This window comes from Janthinobacterium sp. NFX145, from assembly GCF_049810325.1.
In the GTDB taxonomy this organism is placed as follows: Bacteria; Pseudomonadota; Gammaproteobacteria; order Burkholderiales; family Burkholderiaceae_D; genus Janthinobacterium; species Janthinobacterium rivuli.
This window is the reverse complement of record NZ_CP187360.1, coordinates 5,526,022-5,548,365: the sequence shown is the minus strand read 5'-3', so window position 1 is coordinate 5,548,365 and position 22,344 is coordinate 5,526,022. Positions and strand designations below refer to the sequence as shown.

Sequence of the window (22,344 nt, the reverse complement as noted above, 5' to 3'; positions counted from 1 at the left end):
TACGGACTACACCGGCACACTTGTGACAACACGACTCTTCCGACTCCTGGCCCTGCTGCTGATGCTGGCATGTACCATGCCACGCGCGCATGCCGCCGACATGGTCGACATCACCCGTGCCTACATCGAGTCGGGCGAAGAGGGCTACAAGCTGGCCGCCACGTATTCCTTCGAGCTCAATCACGACCTTGATGACGCGGTACAGCATGGCGTACCGCTGTATTTCACGACCGAAATCGAACTGACCCGGCCCCGCTGGTACTGGTTCGATGAAAAAGCCATCGTGGCGCGCCAGACCAGCAAGCTGTCCTACAACGTGCTCACGCGCCAGTATCATGTGTCGGGCGTCGGCTTGCAGCAAAGCTTCCCCACGCTCGACGATGCGCTGTTCCTGATCCGCCGTCCCAGCCGCTGGCTGGTGGCGCGGCGCGGCGAGCTGAAAGTGGGGCAGACGTATAACGTCACCTTGCGCATGGGCATGGACCGCGACTACCTGCCCAAGCCGATACAGGTCAATGCCTTCAATAACAGCGACTGGCGCCTGGCTTCGAATAAAAAAACCTTCTTGTATACGGCGGAGTAGTGAGTCAAGCATTGCGCTATCTGCTGGTGGTGGGCGGCGGCATTGTCAGTATCCTGCTGTTTCTGCTGGCGTCAGCTTCCGACAATTCCGGCTTTTTCGACCGTTACTACACCTGGCTGCTGGGCCTGAACGCGGCCGTCGCCGTGTCGCTGCTGGCGCTGGTGGGCATTTCCCTGGCCCGCCTGTACGCGCGCTACAAGAGCGGCAAGTTCGGCTCCAAGCTGATGACGCGCCTGGTGATGCTGTTCGCCGCCGTCGGCATCCTGCCGGGCCTGGTGATTTTCCTTGTGTCAGTGCAATTTGTTTCCCACTCGATCGAATCCTGGTTCAACGTCAAGATCGAAGCGGCGCTGGAATCGGGCATTGAGCTGGGCCGTGCCGGCCTCGACGCGGCCTTGGTCGAGCTCGACCACCGGGGCCGCAAGGCCGTCGAAGAAATGGGCGCCGACCCGGTGGCCGGCCCTGCCGTGCTGACCAGCCTGCTGCGCGAAGAGGGCATGCAAAATGCCATGCTCGTCAGCGGCGACGGCGTGCTGCTGGCCAGCGCCGGGCCGCACAGCGCGGCCGACTTGCCGACGCCGGCCATGCTGGTGCAGGCGGCCTTGCCGGCCGGCTATGCCTCGGCCGAAGGGGGACTGGAGTTGCACGATGATGGCGCGGAATCGGGTGGCGGTGGTTTCCGCTCGGGCCTGCCAGCGTCGCTGGAAACGGCGGCCAGCCTGCGCCTGCGCGTGCTGGTAGCCGTGCCGGGACCGTCCGTCTCGCCCCGCTATTTGCAACTACTGCAATCGGTGCCGCCCAAGCTGGCGACGAACGGCGAGGTGCTGCGCGCCGCCTACAGCGAATACAAGGAACGTTTCGTCGCGCGCGTGGGCTTGCGCAAGATGTATATGGAAATCCTCACCCTGACCTTGCTGCTGGCCATCTTTGGCGCCATCGGCAGCGCTTTCCTGATCGCGGGCAACCTGGCCCAGCCCCTGCTGCTGCTGGCCGAAGGCACGCGCGCCGTGGCCGAGGGCGACCTGTCGCCGCGTCCCATCGTTGCCACCAAGGATGAACTGGGCACCTTGACGCAGTCGTTCAATATCATGACGCGCCAGTTGCTCGATGCGCGCACGGCTGTGGAAAGCAACCGCGCCGCCTTGCAAAACGCCAAGGCCCACCTGGAATCGGTGCTGGCGAACATGTCGGCCGGCGTGATGGTGCTAGACGGCGACTTCAAACTGGTGACCTGCAATGAATCGGTCGAGCGCATCCTGCAGCATTCGGGCATGAGCATGGTGGGCCAGCCGCTGGCGCATATTGTTGGAATGGAAGAGTTTGGCGGCGCCATCATCAGCGCCTTCACGGCGCAAAGCGCGCAATCGGCGTCGGGCCGCAACCAGCAGCGATTGCACTGGCAGCGGCAGATCGAGATTCCGCGCCGCCTGGGCAGTAGTGCCGACGAGCATGACATCACCTTGCTGGCGCGCGGCTCGCGCCTGCCGCTGGAGTCCGGCAGCGGCTACATCGTCGTCTTCGATGATATTTCCGACGTGATTTCCGCGCAGCGCTCGATCGCCTGGGGCGAGGTGGCGCGCCGCCTGGCGCATGAAATCAAGAATCCGCTCACGCCGATCCAGCTATCGGCCGAGCGCCTGCAGATGAAGCTCGAAGGCAAGCTGGAGCAACTCGATGCCGACCTGCTCAACCGTGCCACCACCACCATCGTCAAGCAGGTCGATGCGATGAAGCGCATGGTCGACGACTTCCGCGACTATGCGCGCACGCCGCCGGCCGTGCTCACGCCGCTGCGCCTGAACGAGCTGATCGAGGAAATCCTGAACCTGTACCTGCGCGGCGACGATGGCGACATCATCCACCCGCTGCTGGCGCCAAATCTGCCGATGGTGATGGGCGATCCGACCCAGTTGCGCCAGGTGATCCATAACCTGCTGCAGAACGCGCAGGACGCGATGGCCGACCTGCCGCCGGACTCGCCGCATCCGCGGATTGACGTAAGGACGGAAGCAATTCATTATCGCAGTGCGGACGGCGGCGTGAATATCGCCGTACGGCTGGCCATCAGCGACAATGGCCCTGGTTTCGCGCCAAAAATCCTGGCACGGGCCTTCGAGCCCTACGTGACCTCGAAGGCGCGCGGCACGGGATTGGGCCTGGCGATGGTCAAGAAAATTATCGATGAACACGGCGGACGCATCGATATCGAGAACCGGGTCGACGGCAATGGCGCTTCGGTGGTCATTTTGCTGTTAAAGTTAGCTCCCGACACTCCTGCCCAGGAATTCCTGGCGTGAGGGTCTGGTTTAGTATTTAAAACACTAATAAAATCATAGTTGTCCGCCGTGTGCATCTTGTGCGCGACGGCCGGCGAAATGAGGAAGGCAAGACACGAATGGCAAACATACTCGTAGTGGATGATGAAATGGGTATCCGTGAGTTGCTCTCGGAAATTTTGGGCGACGAAGGACATGCTATCCAGCTGGCCGAAAATGCGCAGCAGGCACGCGAAGCGCGTGCCGCCGGTGCGCCGGATCTGGTATTGCTGGATATCTGGATGCCCGACACCGATGGCGTCACCTTGCTCAAGGAATGGCAGCGCGACGGCTTGCTGACCATGCCGGTGATCATGATGTCGGGCCACGCCACCATCGATACGGCGGTCGAGGCGACGCGCATCGGCGCCATGAACTTCCTGGAAAAACCGATTGCCCTGCAAAAACTGCTGAAAGCGGTGCAGCAAGGCTTGACGCGGGCCCAGGAAACCGTGCGCGCGCCGAGCGTGGCAGCGCGTCCCGTGGCGCCCGTGGTGGCCGAGGAAAGCAGCCATCCCGTGCCCAGCTTTGGTGGCAGCGCGCCGCAACAGCTGATGGTGCGTCCAGGCATCGCCGTCCCGGCGGTGGCCGAAGGCCATGGCTACAATCTGTCGTTCGACTTGCCCCTGCGCGAGGCACGCGACGCGTTCGAGCGCATGTATTTTGAACACCACCTGGGCCGCGAAGGCGGCAGCATGACCCGCGTGGCGGAAAAAACGGGCCTGGAGCGCACCCATTTGTACCGCAAGCTGAAACAGCTGGGCGTCGAACCTGGCAAGCTGGCCAAGAAAAGCCTGTGACGGCAGCCGCGCGGCGTCCGACGCCGCTGACCCTGGTCAGCGGTGGACGCGCCGCCGGGCGCGAGGCTGCCATCGCGCAAGCCTTGCCGCCGAACCAGCCGGCCGCCGTGATCCTCGAAGGCCTTGCCGATGGCAACGCCATCCTGGCCGATCTGGCCGAGAAAGTTTCCCCTTCTCCATCATTTCCCTTGCAACTGTTGCGCATCGCACCCGGTTGCCTATGCTGCAGCGGCAATCTCGTATTGCGTGTAACATTGAATCGTCTGCTGCGCCATCCACCCGCGCACTTGTTCATCAGCCTGGCTGACGCCACGCACATCGAACAATTGCGCACCTGGCTCACCGCCAGTCCCTACGATGCCTTGCTGGCGCTGCAAGCGGACATCGTGCTTGCCTGACGATTTTTCGATCGACTTACCGCAGTCGCAGTTTGCATCTCGTTACAACTCTGTAGCCCGCAGGGTGGCCTGGCCGCTTGAAATGGCGGCGTGTGAACCCCACCTCTGTCCTGAAACCGCAGGAGCTTCTCCTGCTTGAGCGAAGGATGCAAAATGAACCTGATCTATAACAGCGAACAATACAGCGTCGTGGAATTCGGCATCGACGGCGACCTGGAAGCCCTGCGCTTTGGCGGCTATGAAATCGTCGACAAGGGGGGCAAACGCGAGACATTTATCGCCGGCATCCTGGCGCAAAACTTCCGCCGCGACGTCACGGAGCTGATCGCCAGCGAACCCAGCATGGAAGAGATCGATGAATTCCTGGGCAGCTATGATTCCCTCATGAGCCAGCCCGTGCTGTTGCACTGATCGGATGGCCATCGCCGCCATACCAATCCGCCAGATGGCGTGGTATGGTGGCCGTGTTATCCCGCTGCAAACAGACCATGTGCCAACTTCTCGGAATGAATTGCAATGTCCCCACGGACATTGTCTTTAGTTTTACCGGCTTCGCCATGCGCGGCGGCCATACCGATACCCACCATGACGGCTGGGGCATCGCCTTTTTCGAGGGCGCCGGCGTGCGCCATTTCGTCGACCACCAAGCGGCCATCGCCTCGCCCGTGGCCGAACTGATCAAGCGCTACCCGATCAAGTCGCGCAATGTCATCGCGCATATCCGCAAGGCTACGCAAGGCCAGGTGGCGCTGGAAAACTGCCACCCCTTCGTGCGCGAACTGTGGGGCCGCTACTGGGTCTTCGCCCACAATGGCGATTTGAAGGAATTTCATCCTGTGCTGACGGGCAGTTACCGTCCCGTCGGCTGCACCGACAGCGAGCTGGCTTTCTGCTACCTGCTGCAGGAACTGCACGCGCGCTTTGGCGACGCCCCGCCGGCCTTGCCGCAACTGCATGCGGCCCTGGGGGAGTTGTTGCCCAGCATCGCTGCCCACGGCACGTTCAATATGATGCTGTCGAGCGGCGAGGCGCTGTTTGCCCATTGCTCGACCAGCTTGCACTATCTGGTGCGACAACATCCGTTCCCAACTGCTAAACTCTCCGATGAAGACCTGAGCGTGGACTTTTCCCAGGTGACGACACCGCAGGACAGAGTGGCCGTGATCGTTACCCAGCCGCTGACGACAAATGAGCAATGGACGGCGTTTGCGCCGGGCGAGTTGAAATTATTTGTCGATGGGATGGTGCAAGACACGCCAGTGCCCTAATTTGTTGACGACAATAAACTGGATTGCTGCCAAAATACCCACAGCGCGGGCGGAATTCAGCTAAAGTATTGTCAATAGTGAACCTTGATACGGGCGCGGCGCGGCCGGTGTCACTCGACGTGATTGATGAAGAGTTAATGATCGATATTTCCAGCAACGACATCACCCCGAAACCCTTGCGCGTGCGCGAGTTCTATCTGGGGCGACAACCTATTCTTGACCGCAATCAAGCCCTGTTTGGCTATGAGTTGCTATTCCGCAACGCTCCGGTCGGTCCCGCCAACATTACCAGCGACCTGTCCGCCACGGCGTCCGTCATCGCCCACGCTTCCCAGCTGGGCATGGAAAAGGTCATCGGCGACGCGCTCGGTTTCGTCAACGTCGATGCCGACGTGATCATGAGCGACATCTTCGTCTTCCTGCCGCGTGAAAAAGTCGTGCTGGAAATCGTCGAATCGATGCCCGTCACGCCGGAAGTGCGCGCGCGCATCAGCGAACTGGTGGGCCATGGCTTCACCTTCGCGCTGGAAAACGTCGTTTCCGACACGGCGCAAGTGCAGGAACTGCTGCCGCTGGTGCAATACGTCAAGATGGACATGAGCACGGTCGATCCGAAAGTGCTGGCGGCCCTGGCGCCCCGTTTCAAGCAGGAAAACAAGAAACTGGTGGCGGAGAAGGTCGAGACGCGCGAAGAATTCAAATCGGGCCTGGACCTGGGCTTCGATTACTTCCAGGGCTATTACTTTGCCAAGCCCGCCATCATGACGGGCAAGAAGCTGTCGCCGTCGCAACTGGCCGTCATGGAACTGATGACACTGGTGACGTCCGACGCCGACAATATGGACATCGAGCGTGCCATCAAGCGCGACGTGTCGCTGGCCCTGAACCTGCTGCGCCTGGTCAATACGCCGGCCGTGGGCGCGCGCCAGCGCATCGATTCGCTGAGCCAGGCCGTCACCGTGCTGGGCCGCCGCCAATTGCAGCGCTGGCTGCAAATCATGCTGTACGCGGAACCAAGCAAGCGCGGCCATAGCATGACGCCGCTGCTGATGCTGGCCACCACGCGCGGCCGTTTGCTGGAATTGCTGGCGCATAAACTGCGCCCCAACCACGCCCATTCGGCCGATATCGCCTTTACGGTCGGCATCATGTCCCTGATGGATACCCTGTTCGGCGTGCCGATGTCGGAAATCCTCAGCCAGATCGAAGTCATCGACGAAGTTGCCGAAGCGCTGCTGTCGCGCGAAGGCTTCTACGGCGACCTGCTGCGCCTGGCCGAATGCATCGAGCGCATCGAAGACATGGAAGGCGAGATCGTGCCAACCTTGCGCGATCTCGCCATGTCGCCGGACGACCTGGTGGAGCTGGAAATGGCCGCCTATGAATGGAGCGATAACGTTGTAAGGTATGCGCTGTAGGTCGGATTAGCGCGGCCGCCAGGTCACGCGTAATCCGACAACATTGTTGGCGATGACTGTGGTGTCGGATTACGCGCAAGCGCTAATCCGACCTACGCGACCCGTCAAAAAACAGCCCTGCACGGCGTCGCCGTGACAGGGCTTTTTTGCGCCCTACGCCGCCGCACCTGGCCAGTGCTTGTGCAGCTCGGGGTCGGTGCGCAATTCCCACAGGGCCAGCACGACGACGGCGATACCGACGATCAGCTCGTTCCACATGACGACGGGCTGATCGGCCAGCCGCAGCACCCACGGCGAGGCCGCCACCCACACGCCCACCAGCAGGTTGACGACGACGGCCCAGAAATAGGTCTTGTACAGGTCGAAGGCGGCCAGACCGGCGATCACCAGGCCCGAGACAAAGGCGTTGATCATCTGCGGTGACCCCTCGGGGTAGGAAAAGGCCCAGGGCGAGACGACGAGCCACAGGCCCAGCAACAGGATCACCTGATCCTGCCAGCGTTTCAGTTTGAAGTTGCTTGCCATATTACCTCCTTGCCAATTGAGAACGGGCCGGAGCGGGCATGCAGCATGCCGGCCGGCATACTGCGTTAGTGCGCTGCGGCGCGCGAAAAGTTCCGCGCGCCTTCTCACCGCTTATGACAGGTTCGGCGACAGCCAGCGTTCCACGTCCTCGATATTGGCGCCACGGCGCTTGGCCATGTCTTCCACCTGGTCCATGCCGATCTTGCCGACGACGAAGTATTTCGATTCCGGGTGGGCAAAATAGAAGCCGGACACGGCCGCGCCGGGGAACATGGCGTACGATTCCGTCAGCTGCATGCCGATTTCCTCGGCCTGCATGACCTCGAACATCTGTTTCTTGACCGTGTGCTCGGGGCACGCGGGGTAGCCTGGCGCCGGGCGGATGCCGACATATTTCTCGGCGATCATGTCGTCGTTGCCCAGGTGTTCATCCGGCACATAGCCCCACAAATCCTTGCGTACGCGCTCGTGCAGGTATTCGGCGAACGCTTCGGCCAGACGGTCGGCCAGCGATTTGAGCATGATGGACGAGTAATCGTCGTGCGCATCCTCGAAGCGTTTTTCGTACTTTTCAATGCCCAGGCCGGACGTGACGGCGAACATGCCGATGTAATCCTTGACGCCCGATGCCTTCGGCGCAATGAAATCGGCCAGGCACTGGTTCGGACGCTGCACGCCGTCGACCACGGGTTTGACGCTCTGCTGGCGCATGCCGTAGTAGGTGAACGCCACGGTACTGCGCGTATCGTCCGTGTACACCTCGATATCGTCGTCATTGACGCTGTTCGCCGGCAGCAAGGACACGACGCCATTGGCCGTCAGCCAGCGTCCGTCGATGAGCTTTTTCAGCAAGGCCTGGCCTTCCGCGTACACCTTGGTGGCCGCGTCGCCCACCACTTCATCCGTCAAAATGGCGGGGAAGGGGCCGGCCAGGTCCCAGGTCTGGAAGAACGGACCCCAGTCGATATAGTTGGCCAGCGTGGCCAGGTCGACATTTTTAAACAGGCGGCGGCCGATGAACTTTGGTTTCACGGGCGTGCAGGCGCCGTCGAAAGGCACGACCATCCGGTTGGCACGCGCTTGCGCCAGCGGCAGGATGGGCAGCGCCTTTTTATTGGCGTGCTGCTCGCGGATGCGCGCGTAGTCGAGTTCGATGTCTTCCACGTACTTGTCGCGCTGTTCCGGCGTCAACAGCGACTGCGCCACGGACACGGAACGCGAGGCGTCCGGCACGTAGATCACGGGGCCTTCGTAGTTATGCGCGATTTTCACGGCCGTGTGGGCGCGGCTGGTGGTGGCGCCGCCGATCAGCAGGGGAATCTTGAGCATGCGGAAATGTTCGTCGCGCTGCATTTCCTTGGCGACATACGCCATTTCTTCCAGGGACGGCGTGATCAGGCCGGACAGACCGATGATGTCCGCATTTTCCACCTTGGCGCGGGCCAGGATTTCCGAGCACGGCACCATCACGCCCATGTTCACCACTTCGAAGTTATTGCATTGCAGAACGACGGTGACGATGTTCTTGCCGATGTCATGCACGTCGCCTTTCACGGTCGCCATGATGATCTTGCCCTTCGGCTTGGCCACGATACCCGTGCGCTTTTCTTCCAGCAGCTTTTCTTCCTCGATAAACGGGATCAAGTGGGCCACGGCCTGTTTCATCACGCGCGCCGATTTCACCACTTGCGGCAGGAACATCTTGCCCTGGCCAAACAGGTCGCCGACCACGTCCATGCCGGCCATCAGCGGCCCCTCGATCACGTGGATCGGGCGCCCGCCATTGTGCAGCAGTTCCTGGCGCGCTTCTTCCGTGTCTTCGACGATGAATTGCGTGATGCCGTGCACCAGCGCGTGCGACAGGCGCGCCTGCACCGTGCCTTCGCGCCAGGCCAGGGTTTGCGCTTCGGCCTTGCCGCCCGCCTTCAGGGTGCCGGCAAATTCGATCATGCGTTCGGTCGAGTCTTCGCGGCGGTTCAGCACCACGTCTTCCACGCGCTCGCGCAATTCCGGGTCCAGGTTGTCGTACACGCCCACCATGCCGGCGTTGACGATGCCCATGGTCATGCCGGCCTTGATGGCGTGATACAGGAAGACGGTATGGATGGCTTCGCGGGCGGGATCGTTGCCGCGGAAACTGAAGGACACGTTCGACACGCCGCCCGAGATCTTCGCGTACGGCAAGTTTTCCTTGATCCAGCGCGTGGCGTTGATGAAGTCGACGGCGTAGTTGTTGTGCTCTTCGATGCCGGTGGCGACGGCAAAGATGTTCGGGTCGAAAATGATGTCTTCCGGCGGGAAGTCCAGCGCGTCGATCAGCAGGTGATACGCGCGCGCGCAAATCTCGATCTTGCGCTCGAAGGTGTCGGCCTGGCCCTTCTCATCGAAGGCCATGACGATGACGGCCGCGCCATAGCGGCGGCACAGTTTCGCCTGGCGCAGGAATTCCTCTTCGCCTTCCTTCATGGAAATCGAGTTGACGATGGCCTTGCCCTGCACGCATTTCAGGCCCGCTTCGATGACCGACCATTTCGACGAGTCGACCATGATGGGCACGCGCGAAATATCGGGTTCCGAGGCGATCAGGTTCAAAAAGCGCGTCATGGCGGCCAGCGAATCGAGCATCGCTTCATCCATGTTGATGTCGATCACTTGCGCGCCGTTTTCCACTTGCTGGCGCGCCACGGACAGGGCTTCGTCGTATTGCTCGTTGAGAATCATGCGCGCGAACGCTTTCGAACCCGTGACGTTGGTGCGCTCGCCCACGTTGACGAACAGCGACTCGTCATTGACGACGAACGGTTCCAGGCCCGCCAGGCGCAAGTCGTGCGATGGCGCCGGCACGGTGCGCGGCGTGTTTTTCGACAGCAATTGCCCGATGGCGGCGATGTGTTCGGGCGTGGTGCCGCAGCAGCCGCCCGCCATGTTCAAAAAGCCCGCGTCGGCAAATTCGCGCAGCAGGGCGGACGTGTCGGCTGGCAACTCGTCAAAGCCCGTGTCGCTCATGGGGTTGGGCAAGCCCGCGTTCGGGTAGATGCAGACGAAAGTGTCGGCGATCTTGGCCAGCTCTTCCGCGTACGGACGCATCAGGGCGGCGCCCAGCGCGCAGTTCAGGCCGATGGTCAGCGGTTTCGCGTGGCGCACGGAATTCCAGAAGGCAGGCACGGTCTGGCCCGACAGGATGCGTCCCGACGCGTCCGTGACGGTGCCGGAAATCATCAAGGGCAGGCGCACGACGGTCGGGTTTTGCTCGTAGAACAGGTCGATGGCGAACAGGGCCGCCTTGCAGTTGAGGGTATCGAAAATGGTTTCCACCAGCAGCACGTCGGCGCCGCCTTCCACCAGGCCCTGCGTCTGCTGCAGGTAGGCGGCCACCAGCTGGTCGAAACTGACGTTGCGCGCGGCCGGGTCGTTGACGTCGGGCGAGATCGACGCCGTCTTCGGCGTGGGCCCGAGGGCGCCGGCGACGAAGCGCGGCTTGTCCGGCGTGGAATATTTGTCGCAGGCGGCACGCGCCAGTTTTGCCGCCTGCACGTTCATTTCATAGGCCAGGTGGGCCATGTGGTAGTCGTCTTGCGCGATCGTCGTGGCGCCGAAGGTATTCGTTTCGATCAGGTCGGCGCCGGCCGCCAGGTAGCGCTCGTGGATTTCCTGGATGATGTGCGGCTGCGTCAGGGTCAGCAATTCATTATTGCCCTTGACGAACAGTTCGCGCGCGCCACTGTCGGCCGGCGCGGTGAAATCGATGAAGCGGCCAGCGGGGCCGCCACGGTACGCTTCTTCGTCGAGCTTGTATTGCTGGATGATCGTGCCCATCGCGCCGTCGAGAATCATGATCCGTCGCGAAAGAATGGCGCGCAAGGTGGCTTCGGTCGGGGACATGGCGGGGATCACGGTATCGTTCATTTCATGCTTTCAATAGGCAAACGGGCGGCGGCGCGGCGACAAGACAGGTACGAGGCGGATGCGGCCAGCAGGATCAGCTGACGGAGAGTGCCGGCCGGGTAGGGCAGGCAGAAGGTGGCAATCGCCTGATTTCACCGGGTCTAAAATTATACGGCATCAGGCTGCTTTGGTTTTAAGCAAAAGCGGCTGTTCACCCCACGGCAGGCCTGGTTGCAACACATTGCAACACATCGCCCTCCGCCACGCCAGCTTCTGAAAATTACATTCCTGAAAATCTTACTCAAAACGTTAATTTTTCCGCCAAAGTTGGCAGGGAGATACTGCTCTATAGGCTGTGGAAAAATTTCCACATTATTTGCGCCATATCCGCATATTTTTAATGAACCGAATAGCAATAGCTGCAAAGGAAAGTAATTTCGATTTAAGTCAATACAGAGTGAAGCCAATAATGCTCAAAATAAAATTTGCCAAGAAGATATTTTAATTATTATCAAAACCAATTGAATCAAAAACATTAATAGTTGTCTTTAGGAATCGAATTAACCCATAATATTGGTTCTTCGAAATTAAATTCTCACCAAAAGTCACCAATATGTCACATTTATCTCGTGTCCTCCCCGGCATCGCGCTGCATCAACATGGTTGCCAGCCATGAAAAACCATTTGCTTGTAGCATTGTTTGTCATGCTGGGCCTGTCCGCCTGCGGCGGCGGGGGCGGTGGTGGTGGCGACACGGTGGTGGCGACCACCTCGGGTACGCCCGTCCTGATTCCCGCCGTGACGGCCGTCTCGGCGGCGAATGTCGCCATCGGTGGCAGCCTGGTGGTGACGGGCACGAATCTGAGCCGTGTGACGGCTTTCCAGGTGGGTGGCGTGAACGTTGCCGCCAGTGCCAGCAGCGACACCAGCGTGACTCTGGCCATGCCGGGCGTGCCCGTCACGGGCGCCTTGAGCCTGGTCAGCGCCAGCGGCACGGCGGCCACCAGCTATAACGTCACTGTGTACCTGCCATTGAGCGTGGGCAGCGTCGCACCGGCGACGGGCGGTGTCGGTTCCAGCGTGACGATCACGGGCGCCGGCATGGGCGCCGTGACGGCGGTACAGTTTGGCAATGGCGCGGCGGCAACGCCGCAAAGCCAGACGGCCAGCAGCGTGACGGTGGTAGTGCCTGCGGGCGCCGCGACTGGCGCACTGACGGTGCGCGGTCCCTACAACGATGTCGCCAGCGGCGACGCGTACACGGTCCTGGCCAGCGTGGCGGTGACGTCGATCTCGTCGGTTGTCAACGGCACGACCTTGTCGGTGACGCTGCAGGGCAGCAATCTCGATCAGGTCAGCTCGGCTTCGGTGGGCAATACGCCTGCCGTCATCGTCAGCGCCAGCGCCAGCCAGCTGCTGTTGTCCGCGCCAGCCTCGGCAACGGGCAACGTGATGTTGTCGGCCGCGTCGCGCATCGCCGTGAATGCGGGCACGGTGTCGGCCTTTACCTTGGGCAGTATTGATTTCGCGCAAGTACTGAATTTGAACGCCAGCAATACGGCCTTGCGCCTGACGCGCGGCAAGCCGGCCGCCGTGCGCGTGTCCGTGCTGGGCGCGCAAATGGGCCAGACCAGCCCGGCTGTCACCTTGAATGCGACGGCCGCCAATGGCAGCAATCTGGGCAGCATCGCGATGACGGGGCCGGCGCTCTTGCCGGTGACGAAGAACGATGACAGTTTCAATGGCAACTTCAGTGCCGTCCTGCCTTCCGGCTGGATCTTGCCCGGCGTGCGCGTGCGCGTGACGGCCGTCGGCAATGATGGCGTGCAAGTGAGCCAGGAAGCGGCGCCTGCGGTGGCCAGCCTGGCCAAAATTCGTCTGGTGCTCGTGCCCTTGAGCACCGATGATGGCGTGGCGCAACTGCCTGACGCCGAGGTGATCCGCGCCGCGCTGCTGCGCGTGTATCCGTATGCGGCGGAAAATATCAGCATCACGACGCGCACTGCGCTGAGCATGCCAGGCAGCAGCACGGCCGACAGCTGGTGGAGCGATACCCTGGGCAAGCTGGAAAACCAGCGCGCGCTGGAAGACAGCGGCGCCTATTATTATGGTTTCGTGCCGAAGATGTCCGTCAACAACGCCGCCGGCCTGGCCTACATCAACCAGCGCAGCAGCGGCAGCGACTTCACGTCGGCCATCGGCCTCGATGCCCGTTCCAACCGCATCGCAGCGGTCGACCCCTTCGGCAATCAATGGCCTCTATGGCTGACCACGCTCGTGCATGAGCTGGGCCACAACCACTCGCTGCAGCACGTAGCCTGCGGCGGTCCAGCCAATGCGGCTCCCGACTACCCGTATGCCAATGGCGATCTGGGTCCGCAAGCGCTGTACAACAGCAACTACGCGGGCAGCATCGGCCAGCTGAGCAAGGCGGTCTATGGCAGCACGCCGATGAAGGACGTGATGAGCTATTGCAGCGGCGCCTGGTTCTCCGACTACAGCTATGCGCGGGTGCAGCAATTCCTGGAAAAACGCAGCACGCAAGTTACGGGCAGCAATGTGCTGGCCGCCAGCATGTCCGTGGCCGAGAATGGCTATCTGACGATTTCCGGCCGCATCACGCCATCGGGCGTGGGTCTGCGTCCAGCCGTTGCTTCGTCGGTGCGCATCGGCGTCGCTGCCAGTGGCAGCGGCCATGCTTATACCTTGCGCGTGCTGACGGCGTCGGGGCAGACTATCGACTTGCCCTTCGATGCCGTCTCCGTGGCCGACCATGGCGGTAACGCCATGAGCCATTTCCGCGTCAGCTTCGCCAACCCGGGCGACATCAGCGACGTGCAAGTGCTGCAAAATGGCAAGGCTTTAGCCAAGCTGGAGCGCCCGGCGCGCCGCAGCAAGGTCGCCGCCAACGATGCCACGTTCGATGCGACACAAAGCGGCGGCAAGCTGGCGCTGGTCTGGAATGCCCAGTCGGAACCGTATGCCGCCGTGCTGCACGTGGCCGCCGATGGCCGCAAGACGGTGGTCGCCACTGACTTGACGGGTGGCAAAGCCAGCGTCGACGTGAGCGCCTTGCCGGCCGGCGGCCGTTTCGAGGTCAGCCTGTCGTCGTCCGTGGGCGCACGCCTGATGAAGGTGCAGCGCCGCTAAGCCAGCGGTCCGGATGCAACAAGGGCTTGCCGCGGCAAGCCCTTTTTTTATGTGCGCAGCATTCGTGCGCAAACTGCACAAATCCTGTGCCGGGCGCAGGCTGCCATTTCTCATCCCGCCTGCCTAGAATGGGACTTCACCCACTTGCGGAGCATCCCATGCCCATCCTGAACCTGCGTTTGTCCACCGCGCCCGATGCGCGCCAGTCGGCCGCCATCGCCGCCACCCTGAGCCAATTGACGGCGCAGCTGCTGCACAAGGCGCCCGAACTGACGTCGGTGGCGATCAGCCATCTTGACGCGGCGCACTGGTTTGTCGGCGGGCCATCCTTGCAAGCGCAAGGCAAGGCCAGTTTTTTCCTCGATATCCTGATCAGCGATGAAACGAATACGGCCGCGGAAAAGGCCGCGTATATCGCCGCCGTGTTCGCCGCCATGCGGGAGTATCTCGGCGCCTTGCATGACGTCAGCTACATCCACGTGCACGACGCGCGCCAGGCGGCCTGGGGTTATGGCGGCTTGACGCAGCAGTTCCGCGCCGTGCGCAAGGCGCTGCAGCAGACCTGATCAGTCCCAGCGGCGATCTTGATAGTGTTGCACGGCAAAATCGATGAAGGCTCTGACCTTCGGCGACAACTGGCGGCTGTGCGGATACAGCGCGTACAGGGTGCGTGGACGCAAGGTGTAGCCGGGTAGCACTTCCACCAGCTGGCCGCTGCGCAGCGCGTCGCGCACGATGAAGGCGGCCGCGCCGGCAATCCCCATGCCGCCCAAGGCCGCTTCGCGCAGGGCGACGCTGGTATTGGCTTGCAGGCTGCCGCGCACGGCCACCTTGTGGGCGGTGCCGTCGCCATCCGTGAACGACCACTCCGCCGGCTTGTCGCCGGAGGTGTACATCAGGCAATTGTGCTGGACCAGGTCTTGCGGCGTAGCCGGATGGCCATGGCGCGCCAGGTAGGCCGGCGCGGCGACAGCCACCGTGCGGCTGCTGGCCAGCTGGCGCGCCACCAGGGTGGAATCGGGCAAGCCGCGCGCCAGGCGCAGTGCCACGTCGAAGCCATCGTCGATCAGGTCGACGATGCGGTCATTGCAGACGAGGTCGATGTGGATGTGCGGGTATAGGCGGGAAAAATCGGGCAGCCAGGCGGCCAGTTCCAGAGTGCCGAAAGCCATCGGCGCATTGATGCGCAGGCTGCCGGACGGCTGCGCCTGGTGCATGGCGACGGCGCGGTCGGCCGCATCGAGGGCGTCGAGGATGTCGCGGCTGGCCAGATAGTATTCCTGGCCGGCGGCCGTCAGGGCAAAGCGGCGCGTGGTGCGGTTGAGCAACTGTGCGCCCAGCTGGCTTTCCAGCTGGCGGATCTGGCGCGAGACGATGGAGTGGGAGATGCCCAGCGCGGCACCCGCGGCCGTGAAGCTGCCCAGTTCCACGACGCGGCGCAGGGCGCGCAGGGCGGTCAGCTGGTCCATGGGCGCGTGCCGGTTTAAACGAAGCGCCTGCCTTCGAGGGGGAAGCCCTTGATGAACTCGGCCGCGGGCAAACGCTTGCCGCCCGGCTTTTGCAGTTCCGTCAGGCGCAGGGAGCCATTGCCGCAAGCGACGACGATGCCGTGCTGGGCGTCGGCCGCCAGCACCTGGCCGGGCGCTTCCTTGCTGTCCGCTTCGATTACCTCGGCGGCCCAGATCTTGATGGTGACGCCATCGACCTGGCCGCAGGCGCCGGGAAACGGATTGAAGGCGCGGATTTTCAGGCCCAGTTCCAGCGCCGGCAAGCTGAAATCGAGCGCCGCTTCTTCCTTGGCGATTTTCGCCGCGTACGTGACGCCCGCTTCCGGCTGCGGCACGGCTTCGAGCGGTTGCTGCTGCATCTTGCGCAGGGTTTCGACGATCATCTTGCCGCCCAGGGTGGCCAGCTTGTCGTGCAGGCTGGCGGTGGAGTCGCCCGCTTCGATGGGCGTGCGCTCGATGGCCAGCATGGGTCCCGTATCGAGGCCTTCTTCCATCTGCATGATGGTCACGCCCGTTTCATCGTCACCCGCTTCGATGGCGCGGTGAATCGGTGCGGCGCCGCGCCAGCGCGGCAACAAGGAACCGTGGATATTGATGCAGGGTTTGATGTCGAGCGTGCTGCGCGGCAAGATCAAGCCGTAGGCGGCCACCACCATCACGTCGTAATCGGTGGCCAGCAGGCGCTCGTGGGCCGCCTTCGCTTCGGCGGCGCGCTGCGGGTCCTTGCTGTCCATGCGCAGGGACAAGGGCTGCAGCACCTCGATGCCGTGCTGCTGTGCGTACTGCTTGACGGCCGAGGCGTGCAATTGCATGCCGCGTCCGGCAGGGCGGTCGGGCTGGGTCAGCACCAGCGGAATCTCGAATCCCGCTTCGTGCAAGTCTTTCAGGGCCGTGGCGGCGAATTCAGGCGTGCCTGCGAAGATCACTTTCATATGGTTCCTTGACGTGAGGTGCGCAGGCCCGCGCCCGAGGGCGCCAGGCTGGCGTGGTAAGACGATTACTGTTGCTGCTTAGTCTATCAGCAGTAGCTTAGAAGCGGCGGTTCTGTGCACGCAGGCTGGCTTCGCGCTCGAGACCACGGATTTCCTTGATCATCTTGGTCTTGATGCGGTTGCGCTTGAGCGGCGACAGGTATTCGACGAATACCTTGCCCAGCAAGTGATCCATCTCATGCTGGATGCAGACGGCCAGCAAGCCATCGGCTTCCAGTTCGAACTGCTTGCCGTGGCGGTCCTGGGCGCGCACCTTGATGCGGGCCGGGCGCTCGACGCCGTCGTAGACGCCAGGCACGGACAGACAGCCTTCGTCGTAGACCTGCTTTTCTTCGCTGGCCCAGGTGATTTCCGGGTTGACGAACACTTGCAGCTGGTTTTTCTCTTCGGTGGTGTCGATCACCATCATCTGGATGTGTTCGTCCACTTGCGACGCGGCCAGACCGACGCCCGGGGCGTCGTACATGGTTTCGGCCATGTCGTCGATCAGGGTTTGCAGGCGCGCGTCAAATTCGGTGACGGGCTTGGCGATCGTGTGCAGGCGCGGATCGGGGTAACGCAGGATATTTAATATGGACATACGGATTCGACTGGTTAAGGTGGGCGCCGGTGCGCCGGATTATTCATGCCTGGGCCATGCGAACGATGGCAGGGCTATTTTATTTTTGAGTACGCTACGGTTGGGCGCGTGTGGCGCAACGGCGCGGCAGATGCGTTTGCCAGTGCGCTATTCGTTTGCTGCAAAGGGAAATTTTATCACAGACGCCCCTTTCCCTGTGGACGGCGGGCCGTTTTGCACGGCCATTGCACGCATTGTTGCGCGCGTCGGTATCGCGTGCGCGCCATGGCGCTAGCATGGGATGGCACCGTACACAGCGAGGTTGTCATGCATGCAATTGCAACGACGGCAGACACGGCCACGGAACTGGCGGGCTGGCTGCGCCTGCAGCACCTGCCCGGCGTGGGTCCGGTGGCGGCGCGCGCCTTGCTGGCCCGCTTCGGCTTGCCGCCGGCCATCTTCGCCGCATCATTCGAGGCCTTGCGCGAAGTGGTGCCGGCCAGCGTGGCGCGCGCCATCGCGCAGCCGCCCAAGTCGGTGGCCAACAGCCAGCTCGAACTTACCCTGCAATGGCTGCAGCGGCCCGGCAACGCCGTGCTGACCTTGGCCGATGCCGCGTATCCCCAGTTGCTGCTGGAAATCGCCGATCCGCCGCTCTTGTTATATGTGCGGGGGCGGGCGGAACTGCTGTCGCGTCCCGGCGTGGCCATCATCGGCAGCCGCAATGCCAGCGCGCAAGGCATGCAGAATGCGGCCGCCTTCGCGCAAGCCCTCAGCGCGGCAGGCTTGGCCATCATTTCCGGGCTGGCGCTGGGCATCGACACGCACGCGCACGAGGGCGGCTTGCGCGGCGCGGGCGGCACGGTGGCCGTGATCGGCACGGGCGCCGATCTGGTGTATCCGCGACGTAACCTTGATCTGGCGCAAAGAATCGCCGAACAAGGCTGCATCGTCAGCGAGTATGCGCTGGGTTTGCCGGCCATGCCAGGTAACTTTCCGCGCCGCAATCGCCTGATCAGCGGCCTGGCGCGCGGCGTGCTGGTGATCGAGGCGGCCGCGCAATCGGGTTCCTTGATCACGGCGCGCCTGGCCGGCGAGCAGGGGCGCGATGTGTATGCCTTGCCCGGTTCCATCCATGCGACGTTGGCCAAGGGTTGCCATGCACTCATCAAGCAGGGCGCCAAGCTGGTCGAGTCGGCGGACGATGTGCTGCAGGAACTGCAATGGCTGGGCGGCGTTCCCCACGTGCCGGCAGCGGTGGAAGACGAACCGCCGCTGCTGGCCGCGCTGGGCCACGATCCCGTCGATGCCGATACCCTGGCCGCGCGCAGCGGTCTGGCCATGGGCGCGCTGATGGGCGAATTGCTGGCGCTGGAGCTGGCGGGCCGGGTGGAACGCTTGCCGGGAGGACTGTTTCAACGCTGCAAATGACAGCTAGGCACTTGTGTGGCGGCCTTGCCGCACGGGCGCGCTTTGTCTGTGCACACCCTTGTGTCTTAGCGAACTTAGCTGCTAGAGTAGAGCCATGTTCGATATCCTGGTGTACCTCTACGAGACTTACTATCGCCCCGATGCCTGCCCCGAGCCGGCGGTCCTGGCGCGCAAACTGTCGGCCGTCGGTTTCGACGACGTGGAGATTTCCGAGGCGCTCGTCTGGCTGACGGACTTGAACGCCATGGCCGGCGTCGAACAGACCCTGACGGCCAGTTCCACGGGCACGCGCTTCTATGTGCAGCAGGAAAGCGACGTGCTGGGCACGGCCGCCATCGGCTTCATCCAGTTCCTCGAAAGCGCCAAAGTGCTCTCGCCCTTGCAGCGCGAAATCGTCATCGAACGGGCGCTGGCGCTCGACGAGGCGCCCGTGTCGCTGGGCAAGCTGAAAGTCATCGTGCTGATGCTGCTGTGGAGCCAGGGCAAGGAACCGGACGCCCTGATGTTCGACGACTTGTTTGTCGACGATGAAGATCTTCCCCCGCGCCTGCTGCACTAGTTTCTACACCCCCCCCGCCGCACCTGGCGCCGCTGCCGCGCCATCTCCCTTACTATATGCTGCGGCACCGCGCACGCCAGACCATTCTGTTTGCGCCTGCGCATTCTTGCTTGCAGATAACTTGCCGAATTCTTCAATAGGCGCTTATCATTGGCCGCTTGACAAGACCACAAGTCACAAGGCCTTGCGCAGACAAAAGCGTCGGCGCCTGGCAATGCACTGTATGATGCGCATGCTGAAACTATCCTAGAGCATTTTTCGAGACTAAAAAATATGACAAAAACCCTCATCATCGCCGAGAAGCCTTCTGTCGCGAACGATATCGCGAAGACGCTTGGCGGCTTCACCAAGCACGATGAGTACTTTGAATCGGATGAATACGTCCTGTCGTCGGCGGTCGGCCACTTGCTGGAGATCGCCGTACCGGAAGAATTCGACGTGAAGCGCGGCAAATGGAGTTTCGCGCACTTGCCGATGATTCCACCGTATTTCGCGCTGAACCCGATCGCCAAGACGGAAGCGCGTCTCAAAGTATTAAACAAGCTGATCAAACGTAAAGACGTTACCACCCTCATCAACGCATGCGATGCGGGGCGCGAAGGCGAGCTGATTTTCCGCCTGATCGCGCAAAACGCGAAAGCCAAGCAACCGGTCAAGCGCCTGTGGCTGCAGTCGATGACGCCGGGCGCCATCCGCGACGGTTTCTCGCACCTGCGCAGCGACGAAGAAATGCTGCCGCTGGCGGACGCGGCCCGCTGCCGCTCGGAAGCCGATTGGTTGATCGGCATCAATGGCACGCGTGCCATGACGGCGTTTAATTCGAAAGAAGGCGGCTTTTACCTGACCACCGTGGGGCGCGTGCAGACGCCGACCTTGTCCATCGTGGTCGAACGCGAAGATAAAATTAAAAAATTCGTGCCGCGCGACTTCTGGGAAGTGCGCGCCGAATTCGTTTGCGCGGCCGGCATCTATGAAGGCCGCTGGCTCGACACGAAGTTCAAGAAGGACGAGAACGATCCCGAGAAGCGCGCCGAGCGCCTGTGGAGCAAGACGGCCGCCGACTCGATCGCCACCGCCTGCCGCGGCCGCCAAGGCAATGTCACGGAAGAATCGAAGCCGACCACCTCGATGGCGCCTGGCCTGTTCGACCTGACCAGCCTGCAGCGCGAAGCGAACTCGCGTTTCGGTTTCTCCGCTAAAAATACCCTAGGCCTGGCCCAGGCGCTGTATGAAAAGCACAAGGTGCTGACGTATCCGCGTACCGATTCGCGCCACCTGCCGGAAGACTATATGCCGACCGTGCTGCAGGCGCTGGAAACGGTCAAGGAAAACAGCAACTACCACCAGTTCGCCAAGCAGATCATCGACAAGGGCTGGGTCAAGCCGAACAAGCGCATCTTCGACAACACGAAGATCTCGGATCACTTCGCGATCATCCCGACGACGATCGCGCCAAAGAATTTGTCCGAGCCGGAACAAAAATTGTACGACCTGGTCACGCGCCGCTTCATGGCCGTGTTCTTCCCGCCTGCGGAATTCCAGGTCACCACGCGCTACACGGAAGTGTCCGGCCATCAGTTCAAGACTGAAGGCAAGGTCATGACCAATCCGGGCTGGCTGGCCATCTACGGCAAGGAAGCGTCGACGGACGCCGACAAGGAAAGCAATGGCAACGGCAATCTGGTGCCAGTGGCCAAGGGCGAGAAAGTACAGACGGAAAGCGTCAACGCGAATGGCCTGGTGACGAAACCGCCTGCGCGCTTCACGGAGGCAACGTTGCTGTCGGCCATGGAAGGCGCCGGCAAGCTGATCGACGACGACGAGCTGCGCGATGCGATGGCTGGCAAGGGCCTCGGCACGCCAGCGACGCGCGCGGCCACCATCGAGGGCTTGCTGACGGAACGCTATCTGATCCGCGAAGGCCGCGAACTGATCCCGACGGCAAAGGCGTCGCAGCTGATGACCTTGTTGAAAGGCCTGGGCGTCAATGAATTGACGGCGCCGGAGCTGACGGGCGAGTGGGAATACAAGCTGTCGCAGATGGAAAAAGGCAAGATTTCGCGCGAAGAATTCATGCGTGAAATCGCGCAGATGACGCAAATCATCGTCAAGCGCGCCAAGGAATACGACAACGACACGATTCCCGGCGACTACGCGACACTGGAAACGCCATGCCCGAATTGCAGCGGCGTGGTGAAGGAAAACTACCGTCGTTTCGCCTGCACCAAGTGCGAATTTTCGATGAGCAAGACACCGGGGTCGCGCCAGTTCGAAATCGCCGAAGTGGAGCAGTTGCTGAAGGACCGCACCATCGGCCCGCTGCAAGGTTTCCGCTCGAAGATGGGCCGTCCGTTCGCCGCCATCCTGCGCATCGTGCGCGATGAAGAGATCAAGAACTTCAAGCTGGAATTCGATTTCGGCCAGAACGACGAGAGCGAAGATGGCGAAGGCGTCGATTTCACGGGCCAGACGCCCGTGGGACCTTGCCCCAAGTGCAATGCCGGCGTGTACGAAATGGGCCTGGCCTATGTGTGCGAACACAGCGTGGCCAAGCCGAAGACGTGCGACTTCCGCAGCGGCCGCATCATCTTGCAGCAGGAAATCTTGCCGGAACAAATGGCCAAACTGCTTAACGATGGCAAGACGGACCTGTTGCCTGGGTTCGTATCCCAGCGTACCCGTCGTCCGTTCAAGGCCTTCCTCGTGCGCGGCAAGGATGGCAAGGTGAGCTTCGAGTTTGAAGAGCGCAAGGCCAAGCCGGGCGCGAAGACGAAGGCGGCAGCCGTCGAGGCCGAAGGCGAAGAAGGCGCGGCGCCAGCGAAGAAAACGGCGGTCAAAAAGGCTGCCGTGAAGAAAGCGCCAGCGAAGAAAGCTGCGGCCGTGAAAAAGCCGGCCGCCAAGAAGGCGCCGGCGAAGAAAGCGGCAGCGGCGGAGTAATCTAGCCTCAGCCAGA

At 62.0% G+C, this 22,344-nt stretch carries 17 protein-coding genes; 12 read left to right on the top strand and 5 right to left on the bottom strand.

Annotated elements, in window-relative coordinates; all coding sequences use genetic code 11:
* Positions 1 to 76 precede the first annotated feature (76 nt).
* The 7 genes from ACPJXG_RS24820 (at position 77) to ACPJXG_RS24790 (ending at position 6,782) form a co-directional block, all read left to right on the top strand.
* Positions 77 to 583 (top strand): DUF4390 domain-containing protein, encoded by a 507-nt coding sequence (locus ACPJXG_RS24820; protein WP_225243733.1) that lies wholly within the window; start codon positions 77 to 79, stop codon positions 581 to 583.
* A complete protein-coding gene (locus ACPJXG_RS24815) occupies positions 583 to 2,880 on the top strand; it encodes a sensor histidine kinase (RefSeq protein WP_099403349.1) in 2,298 nt (765 codons plus the stop codon). The genes ACPJXG_RS24820 and ACPJXG_RS24815 overlap by 1 nt, the downstream gene beginning before the upstream one ends.
* Positions 2,881 to 2,978: 98 nt before the next feature.
* Entirely contained in the window at positions 2,979 to 3,698 is a 720-nt protein-coding gene (locus ACPJXG_RS24810; RefSeq protein WP_035824525.1) for a response regulator, read from the top strand.
* Entirely contained in the window at positions 3,695 to 4,096 is a 402-nt protein-coding gene (locus tag ACPJXG_RS24805; RefSeq protein ID WP_425252615.1) for a GTPase, read from the top strand. The genes ACPJXG_RS24810 and ACPJXG_RS24805 overlap by 4 nt, the downstream gene beginning before the upstream one ends.
* A 153-nt stretch (positions 4,097 to 4,249) precedes the next feature.
* Complete coding sequence (locus tag ACPJXG_RS24800; RefSeq protein WP_035824528.1) at positions 4,250 to 4,507, top strand: BTH_I0359 family protein; 258 nt, start codon at positions 4,250 to 4,252, stop codon at positions 4,505 to 4,507.
* A 77-nt stretch (positions 4,508 to 4,584) separates the two neighbouring features.
* Positions 4,585 to 5,364, top strand: a complete 780-nt coding sequence (locus tag ACPJXG_RS24795; protein ID WP_081922850.1) for a class II glutamine amidotransferase — start codon at positions 4,585 to 4,587, stop codon at positions 5,362 to 5,364.
* 137 nt (positions 5,365 to 5,501) lie between these two features.
* Positions 5,502 to 6,782, top strand: a complete 1,281-nt coding sequence (locus ACPJXG_RS24790; protein ID WP_035824533.1) for an EAL and HDOD domain-containing protein — start codon at positions 5,502 to 5,504, stop codon at positions 6,780 to 6,782.
* Positions 6,783 to 6,935: 153 nt separating this feature from the next.
* Here ACPJXG_RS24790 and ACPJXG_RS24785 read toward each other — a convergent pair whose 3' ends face one another.
* Both ACPJXG_RS24785 and metH read right to left on the bottom strand, forming a co-directional pair.
* Positions 6,936 to 7,307 (bottom strand): SPW repeat protein, encoded by a 372-nt coding sequence (locus tag ACPJXG_RS24785; RefSeq protein WP_099403347.1) that lies wholly within the window; start codon positions 7,305 to 7,307, stop codon positions 6,936 to 6,938.
* Between the two features lie 111 nt (positions 7,308 to 7,418).
* A complete protein-coding gene (gene metH / locus ACPJXG_RS24780) occupies positions 7,419 to 11,213 on the bottom strand; it encodes a methionine synthase (RefSeq protein WP_425252614.1) in 3,795 nt (1,264 codons plus the stop codon).
* Positions 11,214 to 11,876: 663 nt separating this feature from the next.
* Between metH and ACPJXG_RS24775 the strand changes: the two genes are divergently transcribed.
* Positions 11,877 to 14,342 (top strand): IPT/TIG domain-containing protein, encoded by a 2,466-nt coding sequence (locus ACPJXG_RS24775; protein WP_425252613.1) that lies wholly within the window; start codon positions 11,877 to 11,879, stop codon positions 14,340 to 14,342.
* 158 nt (positions 14,343 to 14,500) lie between these two features.
* Complete coding sequence (locus ACPJXG_RS24770) at positions 14,501 to 14,908, top strand: tautomerase family protein (protein WP_425252612.1); 408 nt, start codon at positions 14,501 to 14,503, stop codon at positions 14,906 to 14,908.
* Here ACPJXG_RS24770 and ACPJXG_RS24765 read toward each other — a convergent pair whose 3' ends face one another.
* The 3 genes from ACPJXG_RS24765 to def form a co-directional block, all read right to left on the bottom strand.
* Positions 14,909 to 15,811, bottom strand: a complete 903-nt coding sequence (locus ACPJXG_RS24765; RefSeq protein ID WP_425252611.1) for a LysR family transcriptional regulator — start codon at positions 15,809 to 15,811, stop codon at positions 14,909 to 14,911.
* Between the two features lie 14 nt (positions 15,812 to 15,825).
* Positions 15,826 to 16,782 (bottom strand): methionyl-tRNA formyltransferase, encoded by a 957-nt coding sequence (gene fmt / locus ACPJXG_RS24760; RefSeq protein WP_425252610.1) that lies wholly within the window; start codon positions 16,780 to 16,782, stop codon positions 15,826 to 15,828.
* Between the two features lie 97 nt (positions 16,783 to 16,879).
* On the bottom strand, positions 16,880 to 17,422 hold the full coding sequence (def, locus tag ACPJXG_RS24755; RefSeq protein ID WP_099379962.1) for a peptide deformylase: 543 nt from the start codon (positions 17,420 to 17,422) through the stop codon (positions 16,880 to 16,882).
* Positions 17,423 to 17,728: 306 nt separating this feature from the next.
* Between def and dprA the strand changes: the two genes are divergently transcribed.
* From dprA to ACPJXG_RS24740, 3 genes are all read left to right on the top strand, one after another.
* Positions 17,729 to 18,832, top strand: coding sequence for a DNA-processing protein DprA (gene dprA, locus ACPJXG_RS24750; RefSeq protein WP_425252609.1), 1,104 nt, complete (start codon positions 17,729 to 17,731; stop codon positions 18,830 to 18,832).
* 94 nt (positions 18,833 to 18,926) lie between these two features.
* The gene (locus ACPJXG_RS24745; protein WP_034749287.1) at positions 18,927 to 19,391 is read left to right on the top strand and encodes a DUF494 family protein; all 465 of its coding nucleotides are present in this window, start codon (positions 18,927 to 18,929) and stop codon (positions 19,389 to 19,391) included.
* Positions 19,392 to 19,664: 273 nt separating this feature from the next.
* Complete coding sequence (locus ACPJXG_RS24740) at positions 19,665 to 22,328, top strand: DNA topoisomerase III (RefSeq protein WP_099403340.1); 2,664 nt, start codon at positions 19,665 to 19,667, stop codon at positions 22,326 to 22,328.
* The last annotated feature ends 16 nt before the right edge of the window (positions 22,329 to 22,344 follow it).

Coding starts and splice junctions, on each gene's coding strand:
- dprA (WP_425252609.1), top strand. CDS start 17,729: ATGCATGCAATTGCAACGACGGCAGACACGGCCACGGAACTGGCGGGC.
- ACPJXG_RS24745 (WP_034749287.1), top strand. CDS start 18,927: ATGTTCGATATCCTGGTGTACCTCTACGAGACTTACTATCGCCCCGAT.
- ACPJXG_RS24740 (WP_099403340.1), top strand. CDS start 19,665: ATGACAAAAACCCTCATCATCGCCGAGAAGCCTTCTGTCGCGAACGAT.
- ACPJXG_RS24770 (WP_425252612.1), top strand. CDS start 14,501: ATGCCCATCCTGAACCTGCGTTTGTCCACCGCGCCCGATGCGCGCCAG.
- ACPJXG_RS24810 (WP_035824525.1), top strand. CDS start 2,979: ATGGCAAACATACTCGTAGTGGATGATGAAATGGGTATCCGTGAGTTG.
- ACPJXG_RS24785 (WP_099403347.1), bottom strand. CDS start 7,307: ATGGCAAGCAACTTCAAACTGAAACGCTGGCAGGATCAGGTGATCCTG.
- ACPJXG_RS24820 (WP_225243733.1), top strand. CDS start 77: ATGCCACGCGCGCATGCCGCCGACATGGTCGACATCACCCGTGCCTAC.
- ACPJXG_RS24800 (WP_035824528.1), top strand. CDS start 4,250: ATGAACCTGATCTATAACAGCGAACAATACAGCGTCGTGGAATTCGGC.
- fmt (WP_425252610.1), bottom strand. CDS start 16,782: ATGAAAGTGATCTTCGCAGGCACGCCTGAATTCGCCGCCACGGCCCTG.
- ACPJXG_RS24795 (WP_081922850.1), top strand. CDS start 4,585: ATGTGCCAACTTCTCGGAATGAATTGCAATGTCCCCACGGACATTGTC.
- ACPJXG_RS24765 (WP_425252611.1), bottom strand. CDS start 15,811: ATGGACCAGCTGACCGCCCTGCGCGCCCTGCGCCGCGTCGTGGAACTG.
- ACPJXG_RS24790 (WP_035824533.1), top strand. CDS start 5,502: ATGATCGATATTTCCAGCAACGACATCACCCCGAAACCCTTGCGCGTG.
- def (WP_099379962.1), bottom strand. CDS start 17,422: ATGTCCATATTAAATATCCTGCGTTACCCCGATCCGCGCCTGCACACG.
- metH (WP_425252614.1), bottom strand. CDS start 11,213: ATGAACGATACCGTGATCCCCGCCATGTCCCCGACCGAAGCCACCTTG.